This window comes from Streptomyces sp. NPDC032091 (genome assembly GCF_055580265.1).
Window position 1 is genome coordinate 153,847 of record NZ_JBVILR010000018.1, and the last position, 16,427, is coordinate 170,273.

Consider the following 16,427-nt stretch of genomic DNA (forward strand, 5'->3'; position numbering starts at 1 on the left):
AGGCATCACTTGTCTGAACAAGTCGGCCCCAGTTCGCCCGGGCCGGCTGTACGGGCGGTGAACGGCGCCTGGACCCGCGGGCACGGCTCGACGAAAACACGAGAATGACCGAAAGAAGCCGTGACAGAACCTGCTCGAATGATCATGAGTGACGGTGCGGGAGGATCCGCACACGGCGAACGGGGGGCGAACGGCATGGGGACGGTCCGGTATCTGGAGATCGCGGAGGAGCTGCGCCGGGCGATCCTGTCCGGCGGCTACCCGGTGGGCGCCCGGCTGCCGTCGGAGAGCGAACTGGCCGCCCGCTTCGCCGCCTCGCGCGGCACCGTCCGCCAGGCCGTCGCCACCCTGGCCGCCGAGGGCCTCGTCGGCTCCAGCCAGGGGGCCCGCAGGATCGTCCTGCGCCACGAGCGCCGGCACAGCTTCGGCGAACTGAACAGCTTCGCCCAGTGGGCCGAGGGGATCGGCCACGAGGCGCGCAGCCGCTTCCTGTCGCGGACCCGGCGCCCGGCGACGGCCGAGGAGGCGGAGCGCCTGGCCCTGGCGCCCGGCACGGAGGTCCTGGCCGTGCTGCGGCTGCGGCTGCTGGACGGCGAGCCCGCCATGGTGGAGCGGACCGCCTACGCCGACTGGGTCGCGGCGGCGGTCGAGGCCATGCCGGAGGACTGCCGCTCGGTGATGGACGGCCTGGCGGCGGACGCGGGGATCGTGGCCCACTACGGCGAGCACCTGATCGACGCGCTCCCGGCGGGCAGCGAGGACGCCCGGCTGCTGGAGGTCCGGCGCGGCAGCCCGCTGCTGCGCCAGCGACATGTCTCGGCCACCCGTACGGGCCGCCCGATCGAGTGGTCCGACGACCGCTACCGGGCCGGTACCGTCACCTTCACTGTGAGCAACTCGGCAGTAGCCGCACCGCTGGAGCGCCACCCGGGCGGCGAGCGCTGAACCCCCGTCCGGCCTCTCGGATCCGGTGCTCTCCGCTGTAGGGTCCCAGCGGAACCGCCCGCCCCCGACCGGCCCGAGGAACACCCTTGATCGATGTGCACCGGCTGCGCGTCCTGCGGGCCGTGGCGGACCACGGCAGCTTCAACCGGGCCGCCGCCGCGCTGCGGCTGACCCCCTCGGCGGTGTCCCAGCACATCGCCGCGCTGGAGCGCGGCCTCGGCCACCCGGTGGCCGAGCGCAGCACGCGCGGGGTCACGCTCACCGAGGCGGGCCGGCTGCTGGCGGAGACGGCCGAGACCGTCACCGCCGAACTCGACCGGGTCCGCGCGCGCATCGACCGGCTGGCCGCCGGCCGGCCCCGGCTCACGGTCGCCACCTTCACCAGCGGAGGCCGCCACCTGCTGCCCGGGGCGCTGCGCGCCTTCGTCGCCGCGCATCCGGAGGTGGAGCTGACGGTGCTGGAGGCCGAACCGGAGGCCTCGCTGCCGATGGTGCGGGCCGGTGCGGCCGACCTGGCGCTGGCCTACCACTTCGACGGCCCGCTGCCCTCCGGGACCGGCCTGTCCTGGCAGCCGCTGCTGGAGGACCCGCTGTACGCGGTCCTGCCGGCCGGGCACCGGCTGGCGGGGCGGGAGGCCGTCGAACCGGCCGAACTGGCGGCCGACCGCTGGGTGCTGGGCTGCATGAAGACGGAGGCCTTCCTGCGCCGCTACGCGGACCGGGCCGGGTTCGAGCTGCGGATCGCCGCCTCCACCACCGACTACTTCTTCGCCCAGACCCTGGCCGGGGCCGGCGTGGGCGTCGCGCTGGTCCCGCACATCGCCCTGACCCCGCCCGCCGGGGTGGCGGTGGTCCCGCTCGCCCCGCCGCGGCCGGCCCGCCACCTCGGCGTCGCCGCTCCCCTGCGCTCCCCGCAGCCCTACGCGCGGGCCCTGGCGCGAGCCCTGGGCGCCTCGGTGGGCGCGGACGCGGAACCCGGGACGGCGGGGCCCGCCGCGTAGGCCGGGTGTTTCCGGACAATTCCCGGGGCTCCCCCGCCAGGCCCACCGCTTCCCCTGACGGCCCGGGCGGCGACGCGGGATCATGGAGGTTCGGCGGCACGTCCCAGAGGAGTGGTGATGCGGGTAGCGGTGGTCACGTTCGACGGGTTCAACGAGCTCGACAGCTTCATCGCCTCGGCGCTGGTCAACCGGTGCCGGCCGGACGGCCTGGAGGCCTTCATCACGACGCCGACGCCGGTGGTCACCTCGATGAACGGCGTCGAGGTGACGGGCCAGCGCCCGATGGAGTTCGTGAGCGAGGCCGACGTCGTGCTGATCGGCAGCGGCATCAAGACCCGCGACGTGATCGCGGACGACCGGCTGCTGTCGATGCTGCCGCTCGACCCCTCGCGCCAGCTGATCGGCTCGCAGTGCTCCGGGGCGCTGGTACTCGCCCGGCTCGGGCTGCTGGCCGGCGGCCCGGCCTGCTCGGACCTGACGACCCGCCCGTTCGTCGAGGAGATGGGCGTCACCGTCCTGGACGAGCCCTTCCACGTCGAGGGGAACGTCGCCACGGCGGGCGGCTGCATGTCCTCGCTGTACCTGGGTGCCTGGGCCATCACGCGGACCCTGGGCGAGGAGGCCGCGCGGGCCGCCGTCGCCTACGTGGCCCCGGTCGGCGAACAGCGGGAGACCGTCGAGCGCGTCATGTCCGCCATCGGCGTGCGGGCCGGCGCCCTGCGCTGAACCACCGCGCCGGAAAGCCCGGTCGGGGGGCGGCGGTCGCGGACGCGGGGCGTCGCGGCTAGGTTCTGGCCCCATGCAACGACGACCTCTCGCACTGGTTCTCGACGTGCTGCTCATGCTGGTGGGCGCGCTGCTCGGGATCGCGACCAACTACGCCACCAACGTGGAGGGCGAGGTCCCGCTCCCGTTGCGGCTGCTGCGCCAGTGGTCGATACCCCTCGTCGGGATCGGGCTCCTCGCCCTGGTCGGCGGCCAGGTGTGGCTGCGCTGGCTGGAACGGCGGCCGCCGGTCGTCCCCGTCGCGTGGACGGCCGGACAGCCGCCGTACCCGGGGCTGGAGGCCTTCGGGGAGGAGGACGCGGCGGTGTTCTTCGGGCGGGAGCGGGAGACCGCCGCGCTCGTGGCCCGGCTGCACCCGGCGGCACCGGCCCGCGCCCACCGGTTCGTGACGGTGGTCGGGCCCTCCGGCTCCGGCAAGTCCTCGCTGGTCCGGGCCGGTCTGCTGCCCGCGCTGACCGGGCGCCGCTCGCGCTGGACCGCGTACCCGGCGATCACCCCCGGCACCGACCCGGTCGGCGCCCTGCGGCGCGCGCTGGACGGCCCCGCCGCCGACGGGCGGCCGCGGGTGCTGTTGGTGGACCAGCTGGAGGAGCTGCTCACCCTGTCGGGGCCGGGCGAGCGGGCCGCCTTCGCCGCCGCCGTACGGGAGGAACTGGCACGGCAGCCGAGGCTGTGGCTGGTCGCCACCCTGCGCTCGGACTTCCTGACCGGATTCCTGGAGGCCGAACTGGCCCCCCTCGTAAGGGATCCGGTGGTGATCGGAGCCCTGGAGCGGGAGGCCCTGCACGAGGTGGTGGCCCGGCCGGCCGCGGCCGCCGGGGTGTCCTTCGAGCCGGGCCTGGTGTCGCGGATCGTCGACGACTGCGGGGGCGGCGACGCGCTGCCGCTGCTCGCCTACACCCTCCAGGAGCTGTACCGGCTGGCGGGCGGGCCCGGTTCGGTGATCGGGTACGCGCACTACCGGGAGGTCGGCGGGGTCGCGGGCGCCCTCGTCGGGCAGGCCGACCGGATCCGCGCCGAGCTGCTGGGGCCGGAGGGGGACACGGACGCCGGACCCGACCCCGTCGTACGGACCCTGCTGCGGCTGGTGACCGTGCGGGGCGAGGAACCCGTGCGCCGGCGCGTCGCCCGGGACGAACTGGCCCCCGCCGAACGGGAGATCGCGGACGCCTTCGTCGCGGGCCGGCTGCTGACCTCCGACGCGGGGGTCCTGGACCTGGCCCACGAGGCGCTGCTGCGCCGCTGGCCGCCCCTGCGGCGGGCCGTCGCGGACCACGCCGGGCAGCTGCGGCGGCGCGGCGAGTGGGAACGCTGGGCCCAGGAGTGGGAGTTCGCGGGCCGGGGCGAGGCCTTCCTGCTGACCGGGGAGCGGCTGGCCGCGGCCCGCGCCTGGCGGGCGCAGGCCCCCGCCGGTCTGGAGGTGTCGGCGCTGGTGGCGGAGTACGTGGAGCGCAGCGCCCGGGCGGACGGCGCGTCCCGGGCGCGTACGGCGGACGCGGTGGCGGCCCGGGTGCTGGAGAGCCGCGAACCGGAGACGGCCGTCGCGGTGGCCCTCGCGGCGGTCACCGAGTGGGCGCCGACCCCGGCCGCCCTCCAGGCCCTGCGGACGGCGCTGGACGGCTCGCTGCTGCGGGCGGTGCGCCGGGACTTCGGCGCGGCGGTGACCGGCGCCGCCTGGTCCCCCGACGGGGCGCGGCTCGCCGCCTGTTCGGAGGAGGGCCGGCTGCGGGTGTGGGCGGCGCCCGGCCCGGAGGAGGGCGCCCCGGAGGGGGACGGCCCGGAGGGGGGCGGGGGCCCGGGGGCGGCGCCGGTCGTGCTCGACGTGCCCGGCGAGCGGCCCCGTACGGTGGCCTGGTCGCCCGACGGCGCGCTGCTGGCCTGCGCCACCGGGGACGCCCGGCTGACCGTCTGGGACACCGTCTCCTGGCGGCGGGTGGCCGGCGCCGGGGGCGGCCGCGGCGACGGTCCCGCCCCGCTGGCGTTCTCCCCCGACGGCAGCCGGCTGGTGTCGGCCGGGGCGGCCGGAGGGCTCCGGCTGTGGGACACCGCCTCCTTCGCCCCGGCCGGCGCCCTGGAGGCCGGGCCCGGGACGCCGTGCAGCGCGGCCTGGTCGCCCGACGGCGGGCGGATCGCCGTCGGCGGGGAGGACGGGGCCGTACGGATCCGGCCGGCGGCCGGCGGGGAGCCGGTGACCGCCGGTACCGCGCACGAGGACGCGGTGACGGCCCTGGCCTGGTCCCCCGACGGCGCCCTGCTGGCCTCCGCCTCCGCCGACCGTACGGTGGTGCTCCGGGACCCGGCCGCGGGCCGGGCGGTACGGGTCCTGTCGAGCATGGACGGCATCGACTGCCTGGCCTGGTCCCCCGACGGGACGCGGCTCGCCGCCGGCGACCGGCACCGCAACGTCCGGATCTGGGACCTGGAGGCCGGCGCGGCGTCCGACGGGGAGGGCACGGCCCTCTGGCTGACCGGGCACCGGGACGCCGTGCACGCGGTCGCCTGGACCCCCGACGGCCGGCGGCTGGCCACCGCCTCCCGGGACCGCACCCTGGCCGTCTGGGAGCCCGCCGCACCGCCCCGCGTCCTGCGCGGCCACACCGAGTCGGTGTGGCAGAACGCCTGGTCCCCGGACGGCGCCCGCGTCGCCAGTGCCTCGGAGGACGGGACCGTACGGCTGTGGTCCGCACCGGGGTTCGGGCCGCCGCGGGTCCTGGCGACGGGGCAGTGCGGGGACCTCGCCTGGTCCCCGGACGGGACCCGGCTCGCGGTGGGCCGCCGCGACGGCACGGCCGCCTTGTGGCCGCGCGACGGCGGCCCGCCGGCCGAACTGCCCGGCCGGCACGGCGCGGAGGTGTCGGCGGTGTGCTGGTCCCCGGACGGCACGCGGCTGGCGACGGCCGGGCGCGACGGCCTGGTGCACGTCCGGGACGCGGCCGGCCGGCAGCCCGCGCGGGTGCTGCGCGGGCACGACGACTGGGTCACGGGAGCAGGCTGGTCGCCGGACGGGAGCCGGCTGGCCACCTGCGGGACGGACCGCGGGGTCGTCGTCTGGGACGCCGCGACGGGTGAGCGGCTGCGCACCCTGGAGGGGCACGAGGACCAGGTGTGGGGGGTGGCCTGGTCCCCGGACGGGCGCCTGCTGGCCACCGCCTCCCGGGACCGCACCGTCCGCCTGTGGGACCCGGACGCGGCCGGCCCGGCCGCGGGGACGGCCGTGCTGACCGGGCACGGCGACCGCGTCCAGGACGTCGCCTGGTCCCCGGACGGCACCCGGCTCGCCTCCGTCTCCCGGGACCGGACGCTGCGGCTGTGGGACCCGGCGCGGGCCGCCGCCGTCGCCGTGGTCGGACTGCACGCCGACTGGATCAACGGGGTGTCCTGGGCGCCCGACGGGAGCCGGATCGCCACCTCCTCCCGCGACCGGACGGTCCGCCTGTGGACCCCGGTCGCCCCGGACGGCGCCGGTGCGCTGCTGCGCCTCGCGGCGGGGCGCGTCCTGCACCCGCCCACGCCGGAGCAGCGCCAGGGCCACCAGCTGCCGCCGCACGCGCCGGTCCCACGGCCACGCGGGTGAAGTGCGCCCCGGCGCCGGTTCCCGTGCGGGGGAAGGCCCGTTGGAGGGGCGTGAACACCCCCATAGAACCGATGGACAGCGCCCTTCACGGTCCGGCCGGCATCCGGTCCTCCCTCGGCGGCGGGGTCCTCGCCGTGAGCCTGGCCGGGGAGTTCGACCACTACGGCTGCCTCCCCCTGCGGGCCCTCCTCGACGAGGGCGCCGCGCTCGGCGCCCGCCTCCTCGTCCTCGACGCGGCCCGCGTCACCTTCTGCGACTCCGCCCTGGGGCACGTGCTGGAGCGGTGGTCCCGCGACGGCCGCTCCTGGGAGTTCGCCTCCTGCTCGCGGTCCGTGCGGCTGCTGCTCGACCTCTGGGAACGGGTGGGCCGGGGCGGCCGGGGCGGCCTCCGGGACGGGAGCACGGGGGTGAGGGCGTCACTTCCGCGGTCCGGGTGTCGTTAGGCGCTCGGGGCTGATTCGGGGGATGAAGGGATGGCGTGAATGCGGCAGTTTCCGCTGGAGATGCACCACGTGGCGCCGGGGCGCCTGGTCGAGTGGCGGTTGCGCTCCACGACCGCTCCGGGAGCGGCGGACCGGAGGGCTTCGTTCAATCAGGACAAGCACTTCACCGTCGCCGAGGAGAGTCGCGCGGACGGGGACCGGGTCGCGTCCTGGGTGGCCGTCACCTTCGAGGTCGAGGGCGCCCTGGACGAAGACGTGCTGGCGCGGGCCCTGTTGGGCTTCGTCCGGCGGCACGAGGTGCTGCGGTGCGAGTTCCTGCGCCTGGCCGGGGAGGTGTCGTGTGCTCCGCTGCGGGCGGACGAACTGGCCCTGGAGGCGCGGGAGGTGGCGGTGCGCGGCTCGGCCGAGCGGCTGGGGGCGTTCCTGTCGGAGCGCTTCCAGCGGAGCATCGACACCCTGTCCTGGCCGCTGTTCGTGATGGGCGCGGTGGTCCGCCCCGAATCCGCCACCGTGTACCTGGCGTTCGACCACATCGTCTGCGACGGCATGTCGATGCCGGTCGTGGCCCACCAGGTGCTCACCGCGTACGAGGCGCTGCTGCGCGGCGAGGAGCCCGAACTGCCGCCGGCGCCCAGCTACCTCGACTTCGCCGACGAGCAGCGCCGCCGCTACCTCTCCATCGACGCGGAGGACGAACGCCTGGGCTACTGGCGGTCCTTCATCGAGCGGGGCGGGGAGTTCTTCCCGCGCTACCCGCTGGAGCTGGGCGTGGAGCCGGGCCGGATGTACCCGATCGTCAACGAGGCCTCCTGGCTGCTGGACGCCGCCGAGGCCGAGGTGTTCGAGAAGGTGTGCCGGGAAACCGGCGGGAAGCCGTTCATGGGGCTGCTCGCGTCCGTCGCCGTCTGTCTGCGCGAGGCCGGCGGGCCGGGGGTGTACCGGGGGTTCATGCCCGTCAGCGAGCGCGGGCGGGAGGCGTGGACCAACTCGGTGGGCTGGTTCGTCAACACCCTGCCGATCGAGTTCGACGCCTCCCCCGGCAAGGACTTCGCCCAGGTGGTGGCCGGGGTCCAGGAGGGGTTCCGGGAGATGATGCGGCACCTGGACGTGCCGTTCGTCCGGGCCTGGGAGCTGCTGGCCCCGGAGGAGTTCGCCCTGCGCTCCTGGCCGTACGCGGTGAACTTCTTCTCGTACATCGACATGCGCCGCTGTCCGGGCGCCGAACGGCACGACGAGTGGCGGCCGACCACGCACGTGTGGTCGGCGACGGGCAACGGGACGTGTTCGTGGTTCCAGCGGGACGCGGACGGGCTGCACATGAACTCCCTGTACGTGGACACCCCGGCGGCGCGGCGCACGATGGACGACTTCCAGCAGGCCCTGCGCGGGACGGTGCAGAGCGTCGCCCGCACGGGCGGCTTCCGCAGGCCGGTCGGGCTGACGGCCCCGCGGCGGCCCGAGCCCGACGCGCGGGCGCGGGCGGCGGGGATCAGGGGCTGACGCCGGGGAGGGCGGCGGCCCGGGCCAGCAGCAGGTCCCGTTCGCGGGCGTTGCGGGTGAGGGAGGCCGCCCTCTCGAACTCGGCGCGGGCCTCCCGTCCGCGTCCGAGCCGCTCCAGCAGGTCTCCCCGTACGCTCGGCAGCAGGTGGTAGGAGCGCAGGGCGGGTTCTCCGGCGAGGGCGTCGACCAGGGGCAGCGCCGCCTCGGGGCCCTCGGCCATGGAGACGGCGACGGCCCGGTTCAGCTCGACCACCGGGGAGGGCAGCAGCCGCACGAGGCGCCCGTAGAGGGTGGCGATGGCCGTCCAGTCGGTGTCCTCGTAGCGGACGGCGGCCGCGTGGCAGCCGGCGATGGCGGCCTGGAGGGAGTAGGGGCCGCTGCCGGCGCGCCGGAGGGCGTCCACGCCGCGCCGGATGAGGAGCCGGTTCCACCGGGACCGGTTCTGGTCGGCGAGCAGGACCGGTGCGCCGTCGGGGCCGGTGCGGGTGGCGGTGCGGGAGGCCTGGAACTCCAGCAGGGCGGCGAGGCCGTGCGCCTCGGGCTCGTCCGGCATCAGGGCGGTCAGCTGCCGGGCCAGGCGCAGGGCGTCCTCGCAGAGGGCGGGGCGCAGGAGGTCGTCCCCGGCGGTGGCCGCGTAGCCCTCGTTGAAGACCAGGTAGATGACTTCGAGGACGGATGCCAGGCGCTGCTCGCGGTCGGCGCCGTAGGGGACCTCGAAGGGCACCCCGGCCTTGGCGAGGGCCCGTTTGGCGCGGACGACGCGCTGGGCGACGGTCGGCTCGGGGGCCAGGAAGGCGCGGGCGATCTCCTGGGTGGTGAGCCCGCCGACCAGGCGCAGGGTGAGGGCGATCCGGGCCTCGGTCGCGAGGACCGGATGGCAGGCGGTGAACACGAGCCGGAGCAGGTCGTCGTCGATGTCGTCGCGCTCGGCGGGTTCGGCGGGCGGCGGGACGTCCTCCAGGGTGCGGCCGACCTCGGCGAGCTTGCGGGCGTAGGTCTCCTTGCGGCGTACGAGGTCGACGGCCCGGTGCCGGGCGGTGGCCATCAGCCAGGCCCCGGGCCGGTCGGGTACGCCGGAGACGGGCCACTGTTCGAGGGCGGCCACCAGGGCGTCCTGGGCGAGTTCCTCGGCGATGCCGACGTCGCGCACGATGCGGGTGACGCCGGCGATGATCCGCGCGGACTCCATCCTGAACACCGTCTCGACCGCCCGGGCCGTGGTCACTGCCGTCACGGCCACCCATCAGAGCAGTCGGGGCCCGGCGGGGCAAACGCGGCCCGCGGGAGACGGCCGGGCCGGCTCCCGCGGGCGGGGCTCACATCTCCTGGATCTCGCGGACCTCGGCTCCGACGTGCCACGACGTCGGGTGGGTCTCCAGGAACCGCTTGGTCCACTCCAGGGCCTCGGCCTTGTCCTTGCACTGGAGGAGGGCGTAGCCGCCGATGACCTCCTTGGTCTCGGTGAAGGGGCCGTCGGTGAAGCCGACCTTCCCGCCGGACCAGTCGAGGCGGGTGGCCTGGGAGGTGGGGAGCAGGCCGGCGGTGTCGAGCATGACGCCGGCCTTGGTGACCTCCTCCAGGAGGGCGCCCATGCGCTGCTCGAACTCCGGGGGGAAGTCCTTCGGGGGGAGGTCCTGCTCGTCGATGCGGATGAGGCTCAGGAAGCGCGGCATGGTGACTCCTCGGTCGGGAGGGCGGGGACCGTCCCCGCCTCTCACCCCTGCGTCGAACGGGAGGGGCCGGAATCGACAGCTCCCGGAAAAGAATTTCTCCGGTCAGGAGCACCAGAAGAACATCGTGTCCCGGCGGGCGCGCAGGCCCTCCTCCGTGGAGGCCCACTCCTCGGCCTCGCAGCGGATCGCCTTGAGGAAGACCTCGACGGTCTCCCGGACCTCCGGGTTCACCCGGTCCAGCACCGCCTCGTGCGCGGCGACGAACTCGGCGGCCAGGGCGGTCGGGAAGGTACCCATCCAGGGGGTGCTGTCACCGGCGGGCGGCAGCCGCACGGGCGGCCCGGACAGGAGGATCTGCGAGAGGGCCAGACGGGCGGGGAGCCCGGTGCGCGACACCTCCTCGTCGACCGTCCAGAACCAGGACTGGCGCCGCCAGTCGCCGAGGTCGTGGGTGTCCGAGAAGTACGAGGAGATCAGCGCGTGCAGCGCGTGGTGGTAGCCGGGACCCCGCTCCGCGGTGACGGCGCCGTCGAGCAGCTCCTCCAGGGCCTGGGCCACGGAGACGTCGAGGTCGATGCCCTGGGTGTGCAGCCGGCCGTCCACGGTGCGGCACTTCTCACGGACGGTGACGAGCGTCCGCTCCTGTTCGGGCGTCCGCTCGACGGCGGTGAGCAGCCTCATCGCGTCGCGCATGCTGCCGGTGCTCATGACAAGGTGACCCACGGCCACTTCCTTCCCCAGGCGAAGCTCCATGTTCCCCGAACCGGGCCCTTCCGGCGGAAGCGGCGCCGCCGACGGCTACCTGCTGTCCCCCGACCAGTCCCAGCGGCCCGGGTCCGCGGCGCGGCGGCGGTAGTGCGCGCGGCCGCCCGGCCCGTAACGGCCTATCTCGGTGGGCAGGCGGGCCTCTTCGGCCAGCCGGGCGGGGCTCCAGCCGGTGACGTCGAGGAGCAGCCCGTCGAGGGGGCCGCCGACGAGCTCGCCGTAGGCGCGCCCGGGGCGGGGGCCCGGATCGGGATCGTCGTGGTCGGCGCCGTAGACCCTGCGGCGCGGTGTGCTGAGGTCCATGCGCCCAGGATCACAGGCCCCACTGACAACGGCCTCCGGCGTCGCACGGCCGGCGCCGCTCGACAGGCCCTAGGGGGTGTCCGCAAAGTAGCGTCGTCCGCCCGCAGGGCGGGCCCCGCGGCGTCCGGTGCGTGCTCTCGGTGCGCCGGGCGCGAGACCTCGTACTGGACGTACTCGGTCTTGCGCCCGGTGCGGCGAGAGTGCGTGCCGGGCGTCGCGGGGCAGGCGGGACTTTGCGGACACCCCCTAGGCTGGCGGGGAGCACAGGCACGAGCCGAGGAGAGCACCGCCCATGAGCCGTCGGGTACACCGGCCCCTTGAGGACCAGGAATTCGACTTCATCGCCGCGATGGCGCAGGAGGGCCCGGTGCTGGCCTACTTCACCGGCGCCTGGCCGAAGGCCGCGGCGCCCTCGCGGGCGCTGGACGCCGTCGTCGCGGAGCTGGCGCAGGAGTACGGGGCCCGGCTGACGGCCGTGCGCACGGACATCACCCGCTGCCCGGCGACGACCCACCGCTACGGGGTGACCGGCGCCCCGACCGTGGTCCTGCTGCGCTCGGGCGAGGCGGTGGCGACCCACGCCGGCCCGATGACGCCGGCGGAGCTGCGCGGCTTCCTGGAGGCTGCGGGGGTCTAGGGTCCGGTGGGGGTCTAATGGGAGTCCACGGGGTCCGGCGGGGCCGGGGCGTGCCCCTGAGGGTGAACTCGGGCAGGCTGGCCGAAAGTGGCATAGGTAGGATAGGTGCCTGAGGCATGTAATGGACTCCGGCGAGACGGAACCATCCCTTGCGAGGTGTTGTTCTCCATGTCCGAAACCCTGCCCTCCGCCCTCTCCTTCCCGCAGGACCGCACCTGCCCCTACCACCCGCCGGCCGCCTACCAGCCCCTGCGGGACACCCGCCCGCTGACCCGGGTCTCCCTCTTCGACGGCCGTACCGTCTGGATGGTCACCGGCCACGCCGAGGCGCGGGCCCTGCTCGCCGACGGGCGGCTGTCCACCGACCGGACCCACGAGTCCTTCCCGCTGCCCAGCGCACGGTTCCAGGGGATCACCCGGCAGCGGACCGCGCTGCTCGGCGAAGACGACCCCGTGCACAACGCCCAGCGCCGGATGCTGATCCCGAGCTTCTCGGTGAAGCGGGCCGCCGCCCTGCGGCCCCGCATCCAGGAGACCGTGGACCGGCTGATCGACGCGATGGTGGCCAAGGGCCCGCAGGCCGAGCTGGTCGGCGCGTTCGCCCTGCCCGTGCCGTCCATGGTGATCTGCGCCTTGCTGGGGGTCCCGTACGAGGACCACGAGTTCTTCGAGGCCCAGTCGCGGCGGCTGCTGCGCGGCCCCGGCCCCGCCGACGTCGAGGACGCCCGGACGCGGCTCCAGGACTACCTGCGGGAGCTGATCCTGCGCAAGCGCGCCGAACCGGGCGAGGGCCTGCTGGACGAGCTGGTCGGGACCCGGCTGGAGACCGGCGAGACCGATGTCGACGAGCTGGTCTCGCTGGCCGCGATCCTGCTGATCGCCGGGCACGAGACCACCGCCAACATGATCTCCCTCGGCACCTTCACCCTGCTGCGCCACCCCGAGCGGCTGGCGGAGCTGCGGGCCGACCCCTCGCTGATGGCGGGGGCGGTGGAGGAGCTGATGCGGTTCCTGTCGATCGCGGACGCGATGCTGCGGGTCTGCACCGAGGAGATCGAGGTCGGCGGGGCCGTGATCAGGCCGGGTGACGGGGTGGTCTTCTCCACCTCGGTGATCAACCGGGACGAGGCGGTGTTCCAGGACCCCGACGCGCTCGACTGGCACCGTTCGGCCAACCGCCACCTGGCCTTCGGCTTCGGCATCCACCAGTGCCTGGGCCAGAACCTGGCCCGGGCCGAGATGGAGATCGCGCTCGGCACCCTGTTCGAGCGGCTGCCCGGCCTGAGGCTGGCCGCCGACCCGGAGACGATCCCCTTCAAGCCGGGGGACACCATCCAGGGCATGGTCGAGCTGCCGGTGGCGTGGTGAGCGGCGTGCGGATCTCCGTGGACCGGGACGTCTGCATCGGAGCGGGCCAGTGCGTGCTGACCGCCCCCGAGGTGTTCACCCAGGACGACGACGGGCTCAGCGAGGTGCTCCCCGGCCGCGAGGACGGCCACGGCAGCCCCCTGGTCCGGGAGGCCGCCCGCGCCTGCCCGGTCTCGGCGATCACCGTCCGGGAGGCGGAGCCGCAGTGACGCCGCGGCCCCCGCCGGCCGGGCCGGCGGGGGCCGCTGTCACCCGTACGGGGCGCGCGGGGCCGGGTCAGACCGGCCGCACCATCTCCGCCTGGGGACCCTTGGCCCCCTGCGTGACCTCGTACTCGACCAGGGCGTTCTCGTCGAGGGACTTGTAGCCCTGCGCCTGAATGGCGGAGAAGTGCACGAACACGTCGGGGCCGCCGTTGTCCTGCTGGATGAACCCGAACCCCTTTTCCGCGTTGAACCACTTCACGGTGCCAGTTGCCATCGGTACTGATCCTCACTCGACGTTCCGCTCGGGCCGCCTGCGCGGCCGTCTCGATCCTGCCCACCCGCCCCGCGGACCACACTCCGGGCGCCGCCAACCGGGGCGGATCGAACGCCCGCCCGACCCTGCGGGAGCCCAGGCCCCGCCGGCCGGGGCCGGCACCCCGCCGCCGCGGTGGGGGCGCTGGTAAAATGGGCGGAAGACTTCAGGCGCGGGGCGCTCACGCCCGGTGCGGACGCGTACGACGAGCCGGGGACCGTACCGAGGGGTACGGACCCCGGCTCGTCGCCGTGTCGGCCCCCGTCGCCCTCCCCGCTCGGTTCTCCTCACGGAAGGTTCTGCATGAAGAACCCGTCAGCTCATGGGCGTTTCGGCATCAAGGCCGCGGCGTCGGCAGGTTCCCGGTCCAAGGGCGGCGGCGCCGGAAAGGCCCCGCGGACCCTGGGCCCGCAGGGCGAGTTCGCCACGCCGCGGACCGCCACCCCGGCCCTGCCCCCGGTGGCCTCGTTCGACGAACTCGGGCTGCCCGCTGAGCTGGTGGAGACCCTGGCCGCCCAGCAGGTGCGGGAGCCGTTCCCGATCCAGGCGGCCACCCTGCCGAACTCCCTCGCGGGCCGCGACATCCTCGGCCGGGGCCGCACCGGCTCCGGCAAGACCCTCGCGTTCGGCCTGGCGCTGCTGGCGCGCACCGCCGGCCGGCGGGCCGACCCCAAGCGGCCGCTCGCCCTGGTCCTCGTACCGACCCGCGAGCTGGCGCAGCAGGTGACGGAGGCGCTGGCCCCGTACGCGCAGGCGCTGGGGCTGCGCACGGCCACCGTCGTCGGCGGGCTGTCCATCGGTCGCCAGACGGGGACGCTGCGCAGCGGCGCCGAGGTCGTGGTGGCCACCCCGGGACGGCTGAGCGACCTGGTCAAGCGGCGTGACGTGCACCTGGAGCGGGTGCGGATCACCGTGCTGGACGAGGCGGACCAGATGTGCGACCTGGGGTTCATGCCGCAGGTCACCGAGCTCCTGGACCAGGTGCACCACGAGGGGCAGCACATGCTGTTCTCGGCCACCCTGGACCGCAACGTCGACCAGCTGGTGCGCCGCTACCTGAAGGACCCGGTCTCGCACTCCGTGGACCCGCAGTCGGCGTCGGTGGGCACGATGGACCACCACGTGCTGCACATCCACGCGGCCGACAAGGTGTCGGCGGCGACCGAGATCGCCGCGCGCGAGGGCCGGGTGATCATGTTCCTGGACACCAAGCACGGCGTCGACCAGTTCGTGAAGCACCTGCGGGCGATGGGCGTCCGGGCGGAGGGCCTGCACAGCGGCAAGTCCCAGCCGCAGCGGACGAAGACGCTCGGCCAGTTCAAGGACGGGCAGCTCACGGTCCTGGTCGCGACGAACGTCGCGGCGCGCGGCATCCACATCGACGACCTCGACCTGGTGGTCAACGTGGACCCGCCGGCCGACAGCAAGGACTACCTGCACCGCGGCGGGCGCACCGCCCGTGCCGGCGAGTCCGGCAAGGTCGTCACCCTGGTCACGCCGAACCAGCGGCGCGACATGGTCCGGCTGATGGCCGACGCGAAGATCCGGCCGACCACCACCCAGGTGCGCTCCGGCGAGGCGGCACTGAGCCGGATCACCGGCGCGCGCAAGCCCTCCGGGGTCCCGCTGTCCGGGGCGCTGCCGACCGACGCCAAGGGCCGGCCGAGCGGTACGGAGCTGGGCTTCCGCGGGCTCGGCACCCGCCCGGGGCGGACCGGCCGGGGCAAGGAGTCCCGCAAGACGATCGAGGCCCGCCAGGCCGCCGAGGCCCGCCGCGCGGCCCGGGTCCGCAAGGGGCTCTGACACCGCCGGGGCGCCGGCGGCGGCGCCCCGGCGGGCGTCGGGGTGCCGGCGCGTGCCGTCGGCGGTACCGGGGCGCGGTACGGCTCGGGGTGTCCGGCCCTGACCTGCCGGACACCCCGGAGGCTCAGCCCCGGCGGCGCCGGGCGGTGACGATCGCCCGGGTGAGCACCGGCGGGAGCAGGTCCTTGGCCACCGCGCGCCAGGCGGCCGCCGGCGCCGGCCGGGGGGCGGGCTTCGGAGCGGGCGGCGGCGTCGCCGGAGCGGCCGGCTCGGCCGGGGCGTGCAGCGGCGCCGGGGCGGGCGGGGCGGCCACGCCGTGGTCGCCGATGCGCACCAGCGGGTGCCCGCAGACGGTGTCCACGCCGTGCCACAGGTCGGTGCGGCCCTCCAGCCAGCCGGTCAGCGCCTTCTGGTGCGGCTCCGGGTCGTCCCAGGTCGCGTAGAGCTTCGAGGCGGACACGGCGATCACCCGCAGGCCGCCGACGGCCACGGCCTCCCAGACGGCGGCCGCGACGCCGGGACAGTGCTCGGAGCGGTAGTCGTCGAAGACCACGACGGCGCCGGGCGCGGCGACGAGCTTCGAGGAGGCGATGTCCTGGACCACGTGCTCGTGCAGGTGGGAGGCGTCGATGTGGACGAAGCGGCAGCTGCCGGGGCGCACCCGGTCGGCGACGACGGAGGTCGGGGCCTGGATGACGGTCGGCAACTCCTCGTGGAACGCGAGGTAGTTGGCCTCGAACCCGCGCCGGGTGAGGGTGGGGTAGGAATCCCGGACCTCTTCGAGGTTGTCGCCGTCGGGCGCGGGCGAGTCGAAGAGGTCGACGACGGTGAACTCCTCGCCCTCCCTCAGGTACCGGGCGACGAAGATCGCGCTCTTGCCCATGAACGCGCCCAGTTCGAGGAGGTCGCCCTTCGCCTCTCCGGTGTCGTTCTGGCGGGCCAGGAACCAGTCGAAGAGCACCTGGTCATACGCCGAGAACCAACCCTTCACCTCCTCGAACGACCGGGGTGCGGGCGGTGCGGGCTCGACGTCGGCGGTGACGGGAGCCTGTGAAACGTGCGACACGGAGAGTCATCCTCCAGCGGAATGGCATCGGTTCAACGCTGATA

The 16,427-nt window shown here is 75.2% G+C and carries 16 protein-coding genes; 10 read left to right on the forward strand and 6 right to left on the reverse strand.

Going from position 1 to position 16,427, the window contains the following annotated elements; genetic code table 11:
- The first annotated feature begins 195 nt into the window (after positions 1-195).
- The 6 genes from ACZ5NJ_RS26735 to ACZ5NJ_RS26760 all read left to right on the forward strand — a co-directional run bounded on the left by ACZ5NJ_RS26735 (position 196) and on the right by ACZ5NJ_RS26760 (position 8,249).
- Entirely contained in the window at positions 196-945 is a 750-nt protein-coding gene (locus ACZ5NJ_RS26735) for a GntR family transcriptional regulator (protein WP_468767847.1), read from the forward strand.
- Between the two features lie 86 nt (positions 946-1,031).
- A complete protein-coding gene (locus tag ACZ5NJ_RS26740) occupies positions 1,032-1,946 on the forward strand; it encodes a LysR family transcriptional regulator (RefSeq protein ID WP_468767849.1) in 915 nt (304 codons plus the stop codon).
- Between the two features lie 117 nt (positions 1,947-2,063).
- Positions 2,064-2,672 (forward strand): DJ-1/PfpI family protein, encoded by a 609-nt coding sequence (locus ACZ5NJ_RS26745; protein WP_468767851.1) that lies wholly within the window; start codon positions 2,064-2,066, stop codon positions 2,670-2,672.
- Between the two features lie 73 nt (positions 2,673-2,745).
- Complete coding sequence (locus ACZ5NJ_RS26750; RefSeq protein ID WP_468767853.1) at positions 2,746-6,306, forward strand: nSTAND1 domain-containing NTPase; 3,561 nt, start codon at positions 2,746-2,748, stop codon at positions 6,304-6,306.
- A gap of 71 nt (positions 6,307-6,377) precedes the next feature.
- Positions 6,378-6,749: an STAS domain-containing protein gene (locus tag ACZ5NJ_RS26755; protein ID WP_468767854.1), complete on the forward strand. Its 372-nt coding sequence runs from the start codon at positions 6,378-6,380 to the stop codon at positions 6,747-6,749.
- 39 nt (positions 6,750-6,788) lie between these two features.
- Complete coding sequence (locus ACZ5NJ_RS26760; protein WP_468767856.1) at positions 6,789-8,249, forward strand: condensation domain-containing protein; 1,461 nt, start codon at positions 6,789-6,791, stop codon at positions 8,247-8,249.
- Here the strand turns inward: ACZ5NJ_RS26760 and ACZ5NJ_RS26765 are convergent.
- The 4 genes from ACZ5NJ_RS26765 to ACZ5NJ_RS26780 all read right to left on the reverse strand — a co-directional run bounded on the left by ACZ5NJ_RS26765 (position 8,239) and on the right by ACZ5NJ_RS26780 (position 10,990).
- Complete coding sequence (locus tag ACZ5NJ_RS26765; RefSeq protein ID WP_468767900.1) at positions 8,239-9,474, reverse strand: RNA polymerase sigma factor; 1,236 nt, start codon at positions 9,472-9,474, stop codon at positions 8,239-8,241. The genes ACZ5NJ_RS26760 and ACZ5NJ_RS26765 overlap by 11 nt on opposite strands.
- Positions 9,475-9,565: 91 nt before the next feature.
- Positions 9,566-9,922, reverse strand: coding sequence for a YciI family protein (locus ACZ5NJ_RS26770; RefSeq protein WP_468767857.1), 357 nt, complete (start codon positions 9,920-9,922; stop codon positions 9,566-9,568).
- Positions 9,923-10,024: 102 nt separating this feature from the next.
- Entirely contained in the window at positions 10,025-10,645 is a 621-nt protein-coding gene (locus tag ACZ5NJ_RS26775; RefSeq protein WP_468767858.1) for a DUF7691 family protein, read from the reverse strand.
- Positions 10,646-10,720: 75 nt separating this feature from the next.
- Complete coding sequence (locus tag ACZ5NJ_RS26780; protein WP_079424156.1) at positions 10,721-10,990, reverse strand: hypothetical protein; 270 nt, start codon at positions 10,988-10,990, stop codon at positions 10,721-10,723.
- A gap of 292 nt (positions 10,991-11,282) precedes the next feature.
- Between ACZ5NJ_RS26780 and ACZ5NJ_RS26785 the strand changes: the two genes are divergently transcribed.
- From ACZ5NJ_RS26785 to ACZ5NJ_RS26795, 3 genes are all read left to right on the forward strand, one after another.
- Positions 11,283-11,627 carry a thioredoxin family protein gene (locus ACZ5NJ_RS26785; RefSeq protein ID WP_468767860.1) on the forward strand — a complete coding sequence of 115 codons (345 nt, stop codon included), beginning with the start codon at positions 11,283-11,285 and terminating at the stop codon, positions 11,625-11,627.
- Positions 11,628-11,795: 168 nt separating this feature from the next.
- Entirely contained in the window at positions 11,796-12,995 is a 1,200-nt protein-coding gene (locus ACZ5NJ_RS26790; protein ID WP_468767861.1) for a cytochrome P450, read from the forward strand.
- Positions 12,996-13,000: 5 nt separating this feature from the next.
- Entirely contained in the window at positions 13,001-13,204 is a 204-nt protein-coding gene (locus ACZ5NJ_RS26795) for a ferredoxin (RefSeq protein WP_468767863.1), read from the forward strand.
- A gap of 67 nt (positions 13,205-13,271) precedes the next feature.
- On the opposite strand, the gene ACZ5NJ_RS26800 is transcribed toward ACZ5NJ_RS26795, so the two are convergent.
- Positions 13,272-13,475, reverse strand: coding sequence for a cold-shock protein (locus ACZ5NJ_RS26800; RefSeq protein ID WP_395513821.1), 204 nt, complete (start codon positions 13,473-13,475; stop codon positions 13,272-13,274).
- A gap of 342 nt (positions 13,476-13,817) precedes the next feature.
- Here ACZ5NJ_RS26800 and ACZ5NJ_RS26805 point away from each other — a divergent pair, with 342 nt between their 5' ends.
- Complete coding sequence (locus tag ACZ5NJ_RS26805) at positions 13,818-15,317, forward strand: DEAD/DEAH box helicase (RefSeq protein WP_468767864.1); 1,500 nt, start codon at positions 13,818-13,820, stop codon at positions 15,315-15,317.
- A 124-nt stretch (positions 15,318-15,441) separates the two neighbouring features.
- On the opposite strand, the gene ACZ5NJ_RS26810 is transcribed toward ACZ5NJ_RS26805, so the two are convergent.
- Positions 15,442-16,383: a class I SAM-dependent methyltransferase gene (locus ACZ5NJ_RS26810; RefSeq protein WP_468767866.1), complete on the reverse strand. Its 942-nt coding sequence runs from the start codon at positions 16,381-16,383 to the stop codon at positions 15,442-15,444.
- Positions 16,384-16,427: the final 44 nt, after the last annotated feature.